Here is a 15818-nt window from a genome sequence, read left to right as displayed (position 1 = left end):
GCCGTGAAGGCAATCCGCAGATTCACCGTCCGCACCGTCCTGCCCGAACAACTCCAGCCGCTGCACGAGCTGGCCCTCAACCTGCGCTGGTCCTGGCACCCCGAGACCAGGGACCTCTTCCGGTCCGTGGACCCGGAGGTCTGGGCCGCGACCGGCGAGGACCCGGTGCGGCTGCTCGGGGAGGTCCCGGCCGCCCGGCTCGCCGCCCTCGCCGCCGACCGGCGGTTCCTGCGCAGACTCGGCGACCTCGCCGACGACCTGCGCGAGTACCTCAGCGGCCCGCGCTGGTACCAGGCCCAGCAGGAGGCCGGCACCACCCCGCCGCCCGCCGCCATCGCCTACTTCTCCCCCGAGTACGGCATCGCCGCCGCGCTGCCGCAGTACTCCGGCGGGCTCGGCATCCTGGCCGGCGACCACCTCAAGGCCGCCAGCGACCTCGGTGTCCCGATCATCGGCGTCGGCCTGTTCTACCGGCACGGCTACTTCCGGCAGTCCCTCAACCGGGACGGCTGGCAGCAGGAGCGCTACCCGCTGCTCGACCCGGACGAACTCGCGGTCAGCCTGCTCCGGGAGGACGACGGCACCCCCGGCCGGGTCGACCTCGCCCTGCCAGGCGGCCGCACCCTGGCCGCGCACATCTGGAAGGCCCAGGTCGGACGGGTCCCGCTGCTGCTCCTCGACTCCGACATCGAGGCCAACTCGCCCGCCGAGCGCGACGTCACCGACCGGCTCTACGGCGGCGGCAGCGAGCACCGGCTGCTCCAGGAGATGCTGCTCGGCATCGGCGGCGTCCGCGCCGTCCGCGCCTACTGCCGGCTCACCGGGCACCCCGCCCCCGAGGTGTTCCATACCAACGAGGGCCACGCGGGCTTCCTCGGCGTCGAACGGATCCGCGAGCTGGTCGCCACCGGCTCACCCGGCCCCGACAGCGTCGGCCTGGACTTCGCCGCCGCCCTGGAGTCCGTCCGGGCCGGCACCCTGTTCACCACCCATACGCCCGTCCCGGCCGGCATCGACCGCTTCGACCGCGAGCTGGTCGCCCGCCACTTCAGCGGCGACGCCGCCCTGCCGGGCGTCCCGGTCGAACCGGTGCTCGCGCTCGGCGCCGAGACCTGGCCCGGCGGGGACCCGAAGCTCTTCAACATGGCCGCCATGGGCCTGCGGCTCGCCCAGCGCGCCAACGGGGTCTCCACCCTGCACGGCGAGGTCAGCCGCTCCATGTTCAACGGGCTCTGGCCCGGCTTCGACGCCACCGAGGTGCCGATCACCTCCGTCACCAACGGCGTCCACGCCGCCACCTGGATCGACCCGGCGGTCGTGCGGCTCGGCGCCGCCGAGATCGGCGCCGACCGCGCCGAGGACGCCATGACCACCGGCGACGCCAAGCGCTGGACCGGCCTGGAGCGGATCGGCAACACCGAGATCTGGGACCTGCGCCGCAGCCTGCGCGCCCAGCTGGTCGACGAGGCCCGCCGCCGGCTGCGCGACTCCTGGCGCCAGCGCGGCGCCGGCGAGGCCGAACTCGGCTGGGTCTCCTCGGTGCTCGACCCCGACGTGCTCACCATCGGCTTCGCCCGCCGGGTGCCCTCGTACAAGCGGCTCACGCTGATGCTGCGCGACCCGGACCGGCTGCGCGCCCTGCTGCTGCACCCCGTCCGGCCGGTGCAGATCGTGGTCGCCGGCAAGGCCCACCCGGCCGACGACGGCGGCAAGCGGCTGATCCAGCAGATGGTCGCCTTCGCCGACGACCCGGCCGTCCGGCACCGGATCGTCTTCCTGCCGGACTACGACATGGCGATGGCCCGGCACCTCTACCCGGGCTGCGACGTCTGGCTGAACAACCCGCTGCGCCCGCTGGAGGCCTGCGGCACCTCCGGGATGAAGGCCGCGCTCAACGGCTGCCTCAACCTGTCCGTCCTGGACGGCTGGTGGGACGAGTGGTACGACGGCCAGAACGGCTGGGCGATCCCCACCGCCGACGAGACCGGCGGCGTGCTCGACCCGGAGAGCAGCGAGGCCGAGCGCCGCGACGACATCGAGGCCGCCGCGCTGTACGACCTGATCGAGGACCAGGTCGCCGGCCGGTTCTACGACCGGGGCACGGACGGGCTGCCGCACCGCTGGATCGCCATGGTCCGGCACACCCTCGTCACCCTCGGCCCCAAGGTGCTGGCCGGGCGGATGGTCCGCGAGTACGTCGAACGGCTGTACACCCCGGCGGCGCTGGCCCAGCGGGAGCTGGCGGCGGCGGAGCACCACGGCGCCCTGGAGCTGGCGGCCTGGAAGGCGAAGGTCCGGGAGGCCTGGCCGGCCGTCCGGGTCGAGCACGTCGAGGCGGACTGTCCGGACGAGGCGCAGGAACTGGGCAGCTCGCTGGCGCTGCGGGTGCAGGTCGCGCTCGGGGCGCTGGAGCCGGGCGACGTCGAGGTGCAGGCGGTGTCCGGCCGGGTGGACGAGACGGACGGCATCTCGGACGGCTGCGTGCTCGCCCTCAAGCCGGTCGGCGGGTCCGACCTGGACGGCCGGACCCGCTACGAGGGTTCGCTGGAGCTGGGCCGGACCGGCCCGTTCGGCTACACCGTCCGGGTGCTGCCGGCCCACCCCCGGCTGGCCTCCCCGGCGGAGCTGGGGCTGGTGGCCCTGCCCGCCGAGTCGTCGGGGATGGACGCGGGGGTGCTGCGGTGAGGCCCTGCCGCGGGGGACGGCGACCCTAGACCAGGCTGTCCCGCCAGGCCTGGTGGAGTGCGGCGAAGCGGCCGGATCCGTCGATCAGCTCCTGCGGGGAGCCGTCCTCGACGATCCGGCCCTGGTCCATCACCAGGACGCGGTCGGCGATCTCCACGGTGGAGAGCCGGTGCGCGATGATCACCGCCGTCCGGCCGGCCAGCACCGTGCGCATGGCCCGCTGGACGGCCTGCTCGCCGGGGACGTCCAGCGAGCTGGTCGCCTCGTCGAGGATCAGCACCGCCGGGTCGGCGAGCAGGGCGCGGGCGAAGGCGACCAGCTGGCGCTGCCCGGCGGAGATCCGGCCGCCGCGCTTGCGCACGTCGGTGTCGAAGCCGTCCGGGAGCGCGGCGATGAACTCGTACGCGCCGATGTCCCGGGCGGCCTGCTCGACCTCCTCGCGGCCGGCGCCGGGGCGGCCGATCGCGATGTTCTCGGCGACGGTGCCGGAGAACAGGAAGGACTCCTGGGTCACCATCACCACGCCGCGCCGCAGCTCGGGGGTGGCGAGGTCGCGCAGGTCCACGCCGTCCAGCCGGATCCGGCCGTCGGTCGGGTCGTAGAAGCGGGCCAGCAGCTTGGCGACCGTCGACTTGCCGGCGCCGGTCGCGCCGACCACCGCCACCGTCTGCCCGGCCGGGATCACCAGGTCGAACGGCGGCAGCACCTGCTTGCCGGTGCGGTAGGCGAAACGGGTCTCCTCGAAGCGGACCTCGCGCCCCTTGCCGACGGCCTGCGGCAGTTCGGCGGGCGCGGCCGGCTCGGCGACGGTCGGCTCGTGGGCGAGCAGGCCGGCGATCTTCTCCAGCGCGGCGGCGGCCGACTGGTAGCTGTTCAGGAACATCGCCAGCTGGTCGATCGGGTCGTAGAGCCGGCGCAGGTAGAGCACGAAGGCGGTGAGCACGCCCAGTTCGACCGTGCCGTCGGCGACCAGGTAGGCGCCGAGCAGCACCACGCCGGTGGTCCACAGGTTGGCGGTGACGCGGGAGAGGCCGACGTAGCGGGCGATCTCCAGCAGGCCGTCCGCCGTCGCGGTGGCGGACTGCCGGTTGACCAGGCCGAAGGCCTCGTCGTTGGCCTTCTCTCGGCGGAAGGCCTGCACCGGGCGGATGCCGTTCATGGTCTCGGTGAAACGGACGATCAGCGAGGCGGCCGAGGTGCGGGAGCGGCGGTAGACCCGGCGCGAGCGGCTGCGGAAGGAGCGGGCGATCAGCGCCAGCGGCAGGATCGACGCCAGCGAGACCAGGCCGAGCCGCCAGTCCAGCACCAGCAGCAGCACCGAGATGTAGCAGACCGACAGGAGGACGGTCAGCAGCTCCTGGAGGCCCTCGGAGAGCAGCTCGCGCAGCGCGTCCACGTCGCTGGTGGCGCGGGAGATGATCCGGCCCGAGGTGTAGCGCTCGTGGAAGTCCAGGCTCAGCCGCTGGGCGTGCCGGAAGATCCGGCCGCGCAGCTCCAGCAGGATGTCCTGGTTGACCCGGGCGCTGATCTTGATGAACGCCCACTGCAGCAGCAGGCTGAGCAGCGCGCAGCCCAGGTAGGCGCAGACCACCGCGATCAGCGGGCCGCTGTCGCTCTCGCGCAGTGCCGGGATGCCGCGGTCCATCGCGATGGCGACCAGCAGCGGGCCGGACTGCAGGGCCGCCTGCTGGACGAGGATCACCAGCATCGCGACGCCGATCCGGGCCCGGTGCGGGCCGAGCAGCGAGCGCAGCAGCGCCCGGGGGGCGCCGGGCGGGACGGGGATGTCCTCCTCGTCGGCCGGGGGCGGCGGCAGCTGTTCCTCGGCCGGTTCGGCGGTCTCCCGTTCGGCGGGGCCGGCGGGTGAGATGGTGGTGGTCATCGGGTGGTGCCCCCCTCGGAGACCAGTGCGGCCTCGGGCATCGGGGCGGACTCGCCCGACATCAGTTCGCGGTAGTGCGCGCAGTCGCGCAGCAGGTCCTGGTGGGTGCCGACGGCCTCGATCCGGCCGTCGGAGAGCACCGCGACCCGGTCGGCGAGCAGCACGGTGCTCGGGCGGTGGGCGACCACCAGGGCGGTGGTGGCACCGAGGACCTGGCGCAGCGCCCGTTCGACCAGGGCCTCGGTGTGCACGTCGAGGGCGGAGAGCGGGTCGTCCAGCACCAGGAAGGCCGGGTCGCCGACCACCGCACGGGCCAGGGCGAGGCGCTGGCGCTGGCCGCCGGACAGGCTCAGGCCCTGCTCGCCGACCTCGGTGTCCACGCCGTCCGGGAGCTTCTCCACGAAGGAGGCCTGGGCGGTGGCCAGGGCGGCGCGCAGCTGCCGGTCGTCCGCGCCCGGGGCGCCCATCAGGACGTTCTCCCGGACGGTGGCGGAGAACAGGGTGGGCTCCTCGAAGGCGACCGCGACCAGCTCGCGCAGCCGTTCCCGGGGGAGGTCGCGGATGTCCCGGCCGTCCAGGGTGATGGTGCCGGCCGTGGCCTCGTACAGGCGGGGGAGCAGTGCGGTGAGCGTGGTCTTGCCGCTGCCGGTGGCGCCGACCAGGGCCATCGTCTCGCCGCTGCGGATGTGCAGGTCGATGCCGGCCAGCAGGTCGGGGGTGTCGTCGGGGGCGTCGGGGTAGCGGAAGCGGACGCCGGTGAAGCGGATGCCGTCGGGGGTGGCGCCCAGGCCGTCGGCGGTGCCCGGGTCGGCGGTCTCGGGCTCGTCCAGCACCTCGAAGAAGCGGTCGGCGGCGGTGGCGGCCTCGTTGGCGTAGGCGAGCAGCCAGCCCAGGGACTCGACCGGCCAGCGCAGCGCCAGCGCGGTGGAGAGGAAGGCGACCAGGGTGCCGGCGCTCAGCTCGTCGTGGGCGACCAGGTAGGCGCCGGCGGCGAGGGCGCAGCCGAGGGCGATCTCGGGCAGGCCGACGATGACCGCCCAGAGGTTGGCGAGCAGCCCGGCCTTGCGCAGTTCGGTGCGGCGCAGGTCGTGGGCCTGGGCGCGGAAGCGCTCGGCCATCGAGCGGTGGCGGCCGAAGGCCTTGAGGATGCGGATGCCGAGGACGGACTCCTCGATGACGGTGGCGAGGTCGCCGTTCTGGTCCTGGGCGCGGCGGGAGGCGCCGGAGTAGCCCGCCTCGAACCGCCGGGTGAGTACGAACAGCGGGACGGCGGGCAGCAGGATGATCAGGGCGAGCCGCCAGTCCTGGGTGAACATCACCGCCGTGCCGGCGAGGAACATCACCGAGTTGACGATCAGGAAGACCAGCGGGAAGGCCAGAAACAGCCGCATGGTGTACATGTCGGCGGTGGCCCGGGAGAGCAGCTGGCCGGATCCCCAGCGCTCGTGGAAGGAGATCGGCAGCCGCTGGAGCTTGGCGAAGAGGTCGCCGCGCATGGCCGTCTCCAGCCCGGCCAGCGGGCGGGCCAGGACCACCCGGCGGGTGTAGAACAGCGCGGCCTCGACCAGTCCGAGGACCAGCAGCAGGCCGATCAGCGGCCAGAGCCCGCTCAGGTCGTGTTCGGCGAGCGGGCCGTCGACGATCCGGCCGAGGACCAGCGGGACGCCGAGGACGCTCAGCATGGCGACCAGGGCGGCGGCCACCGAGGTGGCCAACCGGCGGCGGACGGCTCGGGCGTAGGGCCACAGGCGCAGGAGGGAGCGGACCGTGGAGCGGTGCCCGGTCGCGGTGTCGTCGTCTTGTCGGTTCTCGGCCATCGTCGTGAGGGTAGGACGAGGTCGCGTCATTTCTCATCAGGTTTTTCACCCCTGACAGAACGCTTCGGCGAGAACCGGCCACCTGTACGGGTGGGGCGCGGGTGAAAAGCGGGGCGCGTGGGGCCGGCCGCAGGGGCCGGAGTGCGCCGCACGTGCGGCCGACACCGCTCAGGTCGTGGCGGGCGCGCGCAGCAGCCGCAGCGAGCGCCCGGCCAGCAGCGTCGCGCCCTGCGGACGGGGCTCGCCGCCGCCCTCGACGGCGGTGTCGACCACCGTCTCGTACGCCTCCTCCGGTGCGGCCCAGGGCTCGCCGGGGAGGGTGAACAGCACCGGTTCGTGGCCGGCGTTGAGCAGCAGCAGGAAGCTGTCGTCCAGCGTCGGCCGCCCGGCCTCGTCCCGTTCGGACATCGCGGTGCCGGACAGCAGCATGCCCAGGCAGGCGGTCGGGGCGAACCAGTCGGCCTCGGTCATCTCCTTGCCCAGCGGCGTGAACCAGGCGAGGTCCGGCTGGCCGCCCGGGGCGGCGGCCCGGCCGGAGAAGAACGCCCGCTGCCGCAGCACCGGGTGGGCCCGGCGCAGCCGGATCAGCCGGGCGGTCAGCTCGCACAGCCCGCGCCAGCGGGGATCCGCCAGGAGCGACCAGTCCAGCCAGCCGAGTTCGTTGTCCTGGCAGTAGGCGTTGTTGTTGCCGCCCTGGGTGCGGCCCAGCTCGTCCCCGGCGGTGAGCATCGGGACGCCGGTGGAGAGCAGCAGCGTGGCCAGCAGGTTGCGCAGTTGGCGCAGCCGCAGGGCGTTGACCTCCGGGTCGGTGGTCTCGCCCTCGACGCCGTGGTTCCAGGACCGGTTGTCGTCGGTGCCGTCCCGGTTGGCCTCGCCGTTGGCCTCGTTGTGCTTGCGGTCGTAGCTGACCAGGTCGCGCAGCGTGAAACCGTCGTGCGCGGTCACGTAGTTGACGGAGGCGTACGGGCGGCGGCCGCCGCGCTGGTAGAGGTCGGAGGAGCCGGACAGCCGGTAGCCCAGCTCGCGCACGTCCGGGCGGGCGCCGCGCCAGAAGTCCCGCACGGTGTCCCGGTACTTGTCGTTCCACTCGGCCCACAGCGGCGGGAAGCCGCCGACCTGGTAGCCGCCCGGGCCGACGTCCCAGGGCTCGGCGATCAGCTTCACCCGGCTGAGCAGCGGATCCTGGGAGACGGCGGCGAGGAAGGGGTGGTCCATGTCCACCCCGTCGGTGCCGCGGGCGAGGGCGGCGGCGAGGTCGAAGCGGAAGCCGTCCACGCCCATCTCGGTGACCCAGTACCGCAGCGAGTCGGTGACCAGCCGGACCACCTGCGGGCGGCGGGTGTCCAGGGTGTTGCCGCAGCCGGTGAAGTCGGCGTAGCCGCGCGGGCGGTGCGGGGCCGGGCGGTAGTAGGCGGTGTTGTCGATGCCGCGCAGCGAGAGCATCGGGCCGAGTTCGGCGCCCTCCGCGGTGTGGTTGAAAACCACGTCGAGGATCACCTCGATCCCGGCGGCGTGCAGGGCGCGGACCATCCGCTTGAACTCGCCGACCTGGCCGCCGCGCGAGCCGGCCGCCGAGTAGCCGGCGTGCGGGGCGAAGTAGCCGATCGTGTTGTAGCCCCAGTAGTTGACCAGGCCGCGCGACTGGAGGTGGTCCTCGCTGGCGTACTGGTGCACCGGCAGCAGTTCGACGGCGGTCACGCCGAGGCGGGTCAGGTGGGCGACGGCGGCCGGGTGGGCCAGGCCCGCGTAGGTGCCGCGGAGCTCCGGCGGGATGTCGGGGTGGCGCATGGTGAAGCCGCGCACGTGCAGTTCGTAGAGCACCGTCTCGGCCCACGGGGTCTTCGGGCGGTGGTCGTCGTACCAGTCGTCGTCATCGTGGACGACCACGGATCTGGGCACGTAGCGGGCCGAGTCGCGGTTGTCCCGGACGGTGTCGGCGACGTCCGCCTCCGGCCAGTTGCGGACGGCCGCGCAGACCGCGTCGTGGCTGGTGTAACAGCCGTCCACGGCACGGGCGTACGGGTCGAGCAGCAGCTTCGCCGGGTTCCAGCGGGCGCCGGTCCACGGGTCCCACCGGCCGTGCACGCGGAAGCCGTACCGGGTGCCGGGGCGGACGCCGGGCAGGAAGCCGTGCCAGGTCTGGAAGTCCTGCTCGGTGAGGCGGTGCCGGCCCTCCCGGCCGTCCTCGTCGAACAGGCAGAGGTCGACCGCCTCGGCGCCGGCCGCCCAGAGCGCGAAGTTGGTGCCCTGGCGGCCCTGTTGGTCGGTCCGGAAGCGGGCGCCGAGCGGCTGCCAGCTGCCGGGCCACGGTGGCTCGGCGGTGTCCCCGCCGGGCGGCCGCACTCCGGCTTCCAGCTCCTGCCCTGACGCCATGGCCGCACCCTCCCTGGACGGGGTGTCCCGGACCCCGTGCACTTCCTCTTTCCCGGATTGCGCAGATCGGAAGCGGCTGAACGGGGGCTTACCGGCGGATGGCGGCCGATGGATGGGGGGATTTCGCGCGGCTGCGCGTGTCCCCGCCGCGATTGCCCTCGTTGTTCCCGGTATCGGGCGTTCCCGCTACCGGACGTTCCTGGCACCGGGAGTTCCCGACATCGGGAGTTCCCGGCGTCGGGCGTCCCCGGTAGCGGAGGCTCCCGGTACCGGATCTTCCCGGTACCGGACGTGGACAGTGGGAGGCCCCGGAATGCGGCGCCGAGGACGGGTGTGGGCGCGGCGGGCGGCGGCGGTGGCCTGGGGCCTCGCCGTCCTGACGGGGTGCGGCGGCCCCCCGGCGGCCCCCGCGCAGGACGCCGCCGGGCCCGGGGCGCACACCCCGCCCCCGCCGCCGTCCCGGGCGGTCGTCACGGCGCTGCCCGCCGACGGCGCCCAGGACGTGCTGCCGGAGGGCCCGGTCCGGGTGACGGCGGCGCAGGGCCGGCTGGTCACCGTCCGGCTGGCCGACGCCAAGGGCACCGAGGTCCCCGGCACGATCGCCCCGGACGGCGCCGCCTGGACACCCGACGGCCCGCTGCCGCTGGGCACCGCGTACACCCTGGACGCCGTCGCCGAGGACGACCAGGGCCAACGGGCGGCCCAGCACTCGGCGTTCTCCACGATGGCCCGGGCGCACACCTTCGTCGCCTTCTTCACCCCGGAGGACGGCTCCACCGTCGGTGTCGGCATGCCGGTGTCGCTGCGCTTCAGCCGGCCGATCACCGACCGGGCGGCGGTGGAGAAGGCCGTCCAGGTGAGCGCCGACCCGCCAGTCCCGGTGGCCGCGCACTGGTTCGGCAACCAGCGGCTGGACGTCCGCCCGCAGCAGTACTGGGCGGCCGGCACCAAGGTGACGGTGGCGCTGCGGCTGAAGGACGTGCAGGGCGCGCCGGGCGAGTTCGGCACCCAGACCAAGGACCTGCACTTCACCGTCGGCCGGGCCCAGGTCTCCACCGTCGACCTGGACGCGCACACCCTGACCGTCCGGGCCGGGCAGGGCGGCAAGGTGGTGCGGGTGCTCAAGGTGTCCGGCGGCAGCCGTGACCACTCCACCTACCGGGGCGTCATGGTGGTGTCGGAGAAGTACAAGGTGACCCGGATGAACTCGCAGACCGTCGGGATGGGCGACGAGTACGACATCAAGGACGTGCCGCACGCGATGCGGCTGACCAACTCCGGCACCTTCGTGCACGGCAACTACTGGGCGGACCCCGGGGTGTTCGGCGCGGCCAACACCAGCCACGGCTGCATCGGCCTGGCCGACGCCAAGGGCGGTGCGAGCAAGGACTCCCCGGCGGGCTGGCTGTTCGAGCACACCATCCCGGGGGACGTGCTGGAGGTGAAGGCCTCCGCGGGGGACTTCGTGCCGCCGCAGAACGGCCTCAACGGCTGGAACGTGCCGTGGGAGCAGTGGGTGGCGGGCAGCGCCCTCGGGCCGACCGCCGGTCCCGCCGGCGGTCCCTCCGCAAGCCCCGTCGCGCAGTAGTCGATCTTCACCGCCGATTCACCCCCGATCCACCCACCTCCCCCCGGGATCCGCTCGGACGGCCCGGCTATCCTGCTCCGGCGCGCCCTGGTCCGGCGCGAAAGATCGGCGCCCGGTGCAACTCATGGGGGCACTCAACGCGTCAAGAGAGTGGATACCGGGAGGGGAGAAACCGTGAAGACGGGGAAGACGGCCGACGCCGCGATACGTACCACCAGCCGTTACCGGCGCAGGGGTGCGATGGCGTTGGTCATGGGCGGGGTGCTGCTGCTCACCGCAGCCTGCGGCGACGACAAGGGCGGAACGGGCGGCGGGGGTGACAACGCGGCGCCCGCGGCGACGGCGGGTGCGGGCGGGACGGCGGCCCCGGCGGGCGCGTCGGCCGAGCCGAAGACCTCCGCCGCGGTGCTGGCCGTCGAGCCGAAGGACGGCGCCCAGGACGTCGCACCGAGCAACGCGTTGCAGGTGTCCGTCTCGAACGGCAAGCTCACCACGGTCGAGGTGACCGACAAGAACGGCAAGCCGGTCGACGGGGCGATCACCCCGGACGGCATCGGCTGGAAGCCCGCCGCCGCGCTCACCGTCGGCATGGCGTACAAGGTGAACGCGCAGGCCAAGGACGCCGACGGCCTGGTGGCCGCGTCCACCACGACGTTCACCACGCTGACGCCGGACAAGAAGGTCTCCACCAACGACAACATCAGCGACGGCGCCACCTACGGCGTCGGCATGATCGTCTCGGTGAACTTCAGCAAGACCGTCAAGAACAAGGACGCCGTCCTCAAGGGCATCACCTTCGAGACGAACAACGGCACCGAGGTGAAGGGCCACTGGTTCGGCGACAACCGGCTGGACTTCCGCCCGGCCGAGTACTGGAAGCCGGATACCAAGGTCACCATCAAGTACCGGCTGAAGAGCGTCGAGGTCGCCCCGGGCATCTACGGCGACGTGGACAAGGACGAGCCGTTCACCATCGGCCGCTCCCAGATCGCCACCGCCGACGCCAAGGCGCACCAGATGACGATCGAGCGGGGCGGCAAGAGCACCACCGTGCCGGTCACCATGGGCGCGGAGGCGACGCCGTCCTGGAGCGGGACCATGGTGATCATGTCCAAGGAGAAGGTCACCCGGATGAACTCGCAGACCGTCGGCCTCGGCGGCGAGTACGACATCCAGGACGTGCCGCACGCGATGCGGCTGACCACCTCCGGCACCTTCGTGCACGGCAACTACTGGTCCAACGCGACCAACCCGTTCGGCAGGACCAACGCCAGCCACGGCTGCGTCGCGATGGTGGACGAGAAGGGCGGCAGCGACACCTCCGTCGCGGGCAAGTTCTTCAACGACTCGATGGTCGGCGACGTGGTCAAGGTCGTGAACAGCAAGGAGAAGACCGTCGCGCCCTCCAACGGGCTGGGCGGCTGGAACGTCGCCTGGGCGAACTGGTAGATCCTGCCCGCTGATTGACCGGATAGTCCCGGTTCGTCGGCGCGGTGCAGAAGAGCGGCCCGATCCTCACCCGTTGGGGTCGGGCCGTTCGCGTTTTCGCAGCGCACCGGGCCCCGAACGGCGCAACCTTTCCGGGGGCCGGCGCGTGTAGTGGTCGGGTCCGTCGTGTGCACGGGAGTTGCGCGGGGTTTCGGGTCGTGGGGTTTCGGCCCGCGGGCTTCGGTTCGCGGGTTGCGGGTTGCGGGTCGTGGGGTTCGGTTCGTGGGGTTTCTGAGGGAGGGATCGACGTTGAGGTCGATACGCAGAGTGGTGGCCGTCGGTCTGGTGGGCGGCGCGATGGCGCTGACGGCCGCGTGCGGCGGCGGGAGCGGCGGTAGCGGGGGCGGGAGCGCGGCCAAGGCGGACCTGGGGGCCGGCGCGGCCGCCGGAACGGCCTCCCCGGGCGCCGCGGCGGCGAGCAGCGCGGCGCCGAAGGTGTCGCAGGCCGTGGTGAACATCGAGCCCAAGCCCGGCACGGTGGACGTCGCGCCCGACGCGCTCAAGGTCGGCGCGACCGGCGGCAAGCTCACCACCGTCAAGGTCAGCGACAAGACGGGCGCGGAGGTGCCCGGCACCATCGCCGCCGACGGCTCCAGCTGGACCCCGTCGGCCGGCCTCGCCGTGGGCAGCGCCTACCAGGTCAGCGCGCTGGCCGCGGACGCCAACGGCGTGGTCGCCAGCGCGGACAGCAACTTCACCACGCTGACGCCGACGGCCCTCGCCAAGGCCGCCGACAACGTGGACAACGACGCGACGTACGGCGTCGGCATGATCGTCTCGGTGAACTTCAGCAAGGACGTCAAGAACAAGGACGTCGTCGCGAAGGGCATCACCTTCGAGACCGACAACGGCACCGTGGTCAAGGGCCACTGGTTCGGCAACCGCCGACTGGACTTCCGCCCCGAGCAGTACTGGAAGTCCGGCACCAAGGTGACGGTGCACTACCGCCTCAAGAGCGTCGAGATCGCCCCTGGGGTGTACGGCACCGACCGGGACGAGCCCTTCACGATCGGGCGGTCTCAGATTTCGACGGTTGACGCCGCCGCGCACAGGATGACCGTCGAACTGGACGGCAAACCGTCGGACATCGACATCACCTCCGGCTCGCCCGAACACCCGACCTGGAACGGCACGATGGTCGTCATGTCCAAGGAGGGCGTGGTGCGGATGCAGTCCAGCACCCTCCCCGGCATGAGCGGCTCCCCGTACGACCTCCAGGTGCCGCACTCGATGCGGCTCACCGACAGCGGCACCTACCTGCACGGCAATTACTGGAGCAAGCTCATCGGCGAGGACAACGTCAGCCACGGCTGTGTCGCCCTCAAGGACGTCGAGGGCGGCGGCGAATCCACCTCGATGGGCAAGTTCTACGCCGGCTCGATCGTCGGCGACGTGGTGGTCGTGAAGAACTCCACCAAGAAGGAGACCCTCGACCCGGCGAACGGCCTGAGCGGCTGGAACGTGCCCTGGAGCGCCTGGTAGACCGACCGGTAGCCGCCCTGGTCGGGGCGGTTCCGTGGCAACCCGGGATTGACGCGGACGCGGCCCGGGTTGCCTGCTCCCCACCCTCTCCCGGCTCCTTCCGGGCCCCCTCCGGGCCCCCGCCTGGCACTCTCCCCGGGGTCTCCTTGCACGCGGCATATGCCGACTCGGAGGAGATCGTTTGCTCATTGTCCGTACGCGGCCGCTTGCGTTCCGCAATGATGGACCGCATGGCGGGTTGGGGCGAAACAGATCAGTCATCAGTTCCCGGGGCCGGATTGGTCGCCGAGGCGTCGTGGATCGATGTCCAGGGCGCGCTGGCGGCGCTGGAGCGGCTCAGCTCGGAGGAACTGGAGGAGATGTATTGCGGCAGGCTGAGCGATCAGTCCGTGCCGAACGAGGTACGACTGCCGTCCCGGCCGGAGACCGGCCCGGTGGCCCGCCGACTGGTGCTGTCGGTCCTGGAGTCCTGGGACCTCCACCAGCACCTGGAGGCCGGTGAGTTACTCACCAGTGAACTGGTCTCCAACGCCGTCCGGCATGCCGCCGGACGCACTATCGGGCTCCAGGTGATCCGCAAGCCGGGCTGGCTCCGCGTCGAGGTCCGCGACTCCTCCCGGGCGCTGCCCTGCATGATCCTCGCGGAGCCGAAGCCGGTGACCGAGCGGGGGCGGGGCCTGCGGGTCATCGACGACCTGGCCGACCGCTGGGGTGCCGACCTGCTGCCGCGCGGCAAGGGCGTCTGGTTCGAACTGAAGGTCCGCGAGCGGCACTGACCCTTCCGGGTCTCCCGGGTTCTTCGCGGCCGTCCGGGTCTTTTGCGGCCGTCCGGGTGTTTTGCGGCCGTCCGGGTGTTCCGGGTGTTCCCGGGAAAACGCGCAGGGCCCCCGAAGTCGCCGTGGTCCGGCGGATGGGGGCCCCTGCAAGTCATCGCGCCGGCCAAGGGGGTGCGTGCCGCGCGATGGGCGTCGGCCGTGCCAGGTCGGGCCAGCCGAAGTCTCCACGCCCAGGCCGGCGTGCTGTGCCGCCCGCCGTTGGGCTGCTTCGACTATCGCACGGATCTCAGCATGTGGGCAAACCAGGCGGCTTGGATTGAAAGGTTTGTAACCTAGTTCACCTTTGGATTTTGCATAGGTTCACGCTGTCGCCTGTGAATATTCACCATCCTCGCCGTCGAGCCTCCGGTGCTTCGTCGCCCGGCCGCCAATTCCTCCGTGAACCCCACCCCGCCGGAACTGCCGGGTAGCATCAGGCCCGTGAACCTGTACTGGCACGTCGTGCTGCCACCGCTCTGCGCCTGATCGGGCACACACGCCGGTGGCTTGACCCCCGCGCTCCCTGCTGCGGCCCTCTCCGGCCGCCAGGAGGCTGCCGTGTGTGCCCGTTGCGAAACCAGCTCCCCTGACGGTCTTCGACGACGGAAGTTCACGACTGTGCCGAACCGCACCTCCACGCCCGCGCCCACCCGGGCCACCACCACCCCCGCCGCCCGCCGCACCAGCCCGCTCGGCGGGCCGGTCCCGATCCTGGTCGCCGCACTGCTGTGGGGCACCACCGGGACGGCCAGCTCCCTCGCACCCGACGGCGCCCCTTCGGCGGGCATCGGCGCCGCCGCGCTGGTCCTCGGCGGCCTCCTCCTCTTCCTCTCCACCCGCAGCGCCCGCGCGCTGCCCCGGGCCTGCGGCCGCCGGGAGCGGTGGCAACTCGCCGTCGGCGCCGTCGCGGTGGTCGGCTACCCGGTCACCTTCTATCCGGCGGTGACCCGCGCCGGGGTGGCGGTGGCCACCGTGATCGCACTGGGCAGTGCCCCCGTCTTCGCCGGCCTGCTCGGCTGGCTCACCCGGCAAGGGCGGCCGAGCGGCCGGTGGGCCTGTGCCACGGTGACGGCGGTCGTCGGCTGTGTCGTCCTGGTGTTGGGCCCCGAACTCACCGGCGGCGGCGCGGCGGTGGACACCGTGGGGGTGGCGCTGGCCGCACTCTCCGGCCTCTCGTACGCCGTGTACTCGCTCATCGGCGGGAAGCTCATCTCGCGCGGGCACCCGTCCGCCGGGGTGATGGGGGCGATGTTCGGCGCGGCCGCGCTGCTCGTCCTGCCGGTGCTGTTCCTCGGCGACCTGCGGTGGCTCGCCTCGCCGCGCGGTGCGGCGGTGGTGCTCCACCTCGCCGTGATCACCACCTTCCTCGCCTACCGCCTCTTCGGCCACGGCCTGCGCCGCACCTCCGCCCAGACCGCCACCACCCTCACCCTCGCCGAACCAGCCGTCGCCGCCCTCCTCGGCGTCGCCGTCCTCGGCGAACGCCTCCCCGCCGTCTCCTGGTGCGGCCTCGCCATCCTGGCCGCGGGCCTCGCCGTCCTCACCGTGCCCGTGGGCACCCGCCGTCGCTGACCCGGGCGGCCCCGCGCGCAGGCTTAGGTTCTAGTGGTTGTCGCAACACCCCAGTTCAGGGGATGCGATGGACTTCAAGATCCGCAAGGACCGGACGGCTCAGGGGCCGCGGAAGC

At 72.7% G+C, this 15818-nt stretch carries 9 protein-coding genes; 6 read left to right on the top strand and 3 right to left on the bottom strand.

The genetic code is table 11. The features are described 5' to 3' along the window. Positions 1-3: 3 nt before the first annotated feature. On the top strand, positions 4-2685 hold the full coding sequence (glgP, locus tag ACFVX9_RS36365) for an alpha-glucan family phosphorylase (RefSeq protein WP_063351130.1): 2682 nt from the start codon (positions 4-6) through the stop codon (positions 2683-2685). A 25-nt stretch (positions 2686-2710) separates the two neighbouring features. Here the strand turns inward: glgP and ACFVX9_RS36360 are convergent, their stop codons facing one another. The 3 genes from ACFVX9_RS36360 to glgX form a co-directional block, all read right to left on the bottom strand. After that, complete coding sequence (locus tag ACFVX9_RS36360; RefSeq protein ID WP_380379093.1) at positions 2711-4567, bottom strand: ABC transporter ATP-binding protein; 1857 nt, start codon at positions 4565-4567, stop codon at positions 2711-2713. Further along, complete coding sequence (locus ACFVX9_RS36355) at positions 4564-6384, bottom strand: ABC transporter ATP-binding protein (RefSeq protein ID WP_063347758.1); 1821 nt, start codon at positions 6382-6384, stop codon at positions 4564-4566. Before ACFVX9_RS36355 ends, ACFVX9_RS36360 begins: the two co-directional genes overlap by 4 nt. Before the next feature lie 168 nt (positions 6385-6552). After that, positions 6553-8757, bottom strand: a complete 2205-nt coding sequence (gene glgX, locus ACFVX9_RS36350; RefSeq protein ID WP_387986142.1) for a glycogen debranching protein GlgX — start codon at positions 8755-8757, stop codon at positions 6553-6555. 313 nt (positions 8758-9070) lie between these two features. Between glgX and ACFVX9_RS36345 the strand changes: the two genes are divergently transcribed. The 5 genes from ACFVX9_RS36345 to ACFVX9_RS36325 all read left to right on the top strand — a co-directional run bounded on the left by ACFVX9_RS36345 (position 9071) and on the right by ACFVX9_RS36325 (position 15702). Further along, positions 9071-10345, top strand: a complete 1275-nt coding sequence (locus ACFVX9_RS36345; protein WP_387986139.1) for an Ig-like domain-containing protein — start codon at positions 9071-9073, stop codon at positions 10343-10345. A 174-nt stretch (positions 10346-10519) separates the two neighbouring features. Then, a complete protein-coding gene (locus tag ACFVX9_RS36340) occupies positions 10520-11794 on the top strand; it encodes an Ig-like domain-containing protein (RefSeq protein WP_387986136.1) in 1275 nt (424 codons plus the stop codon). Positions 11795-12082: 288 nt separating this feature from the next. Beyond that, entirely contained in the window at positions 12083-13315 is a 1233-nt protein-coding gene (locus ACFVX9_RS36335; RefSeq protein ID WP_380336677.1) for an Ig-like domain-containing protein, read from the top strand. 278 nt (positions 13316-13593) lie between these two features. Continuing rightward, on the top strand, positions 13594-14091 hold the full coding sequence (locus ACFVX9_RS36330; protein WP_244293363.1) for an ATP-binding protein: 498 nt from the start codon (positions 13594-13596) through the stop codon (positions 14089-14091). Between the two features lie 657 nt (positions 14092-14748). After that, the gene (locus ACFVX9_RS36325) at positions 14749-15702 is read left to right on the top strand and encodes a DMT family transporter (RefSeq protein WP_387986133.1); all 954 of its coding nucleotides are present in this window, start codon (positions 14749-14751) and stop codon (positions 15700-15702) included. Positions 15703-15818 lie beyond the last annotated feature (116 nt).

The sequence above is a fragment of the Kitasatospora sp. NPDC058243 genome (genome assembly GCF_042882025.1).
In the GTDB taxonomy this organism is placed as follows: Bacteria; Actinomycetota; Actinomycetes; order Streptomycetales; family Streptomycetaceae; genus Kitasatospora.
This window is presented reverse-complemented; position numbering and strand designations above follow the sequence as displayed.

Excerpts from the sequence above, each read along its gene's own strand:
- ACFVX9_RS36360 (WP_380379093.1), bottom strand. The coding sequence starts at position 4,567 with ATGACCACCACCATCTCACCCGCCGGCCCCGCCGAACGGGAGACCGCC.
- ACFVX9_RS36345 (WP_387986139.1), top strand. The coding sequence starts at position 9,071 with ATGCGGCGCCGAGGACGGGTGTGGGCGCGGCGGGCGGCGGCGGTGGCC.
- ACFVX9_RS36355 (WP_063347758.1), bottom strand. The coding sequence starts at position 6,384 with ATGGCCGAGAACCGACAAGACGACGACACCGCGACCGGGCACCGCTCC.
- glgX (WP_387986142.1), bottom strand. The coding sequence starts at position 8,757 with ATGGCGTCAGGGCAGGAGCTGGAAGCCGGAGTGCGGCCGCCCGGCGGG.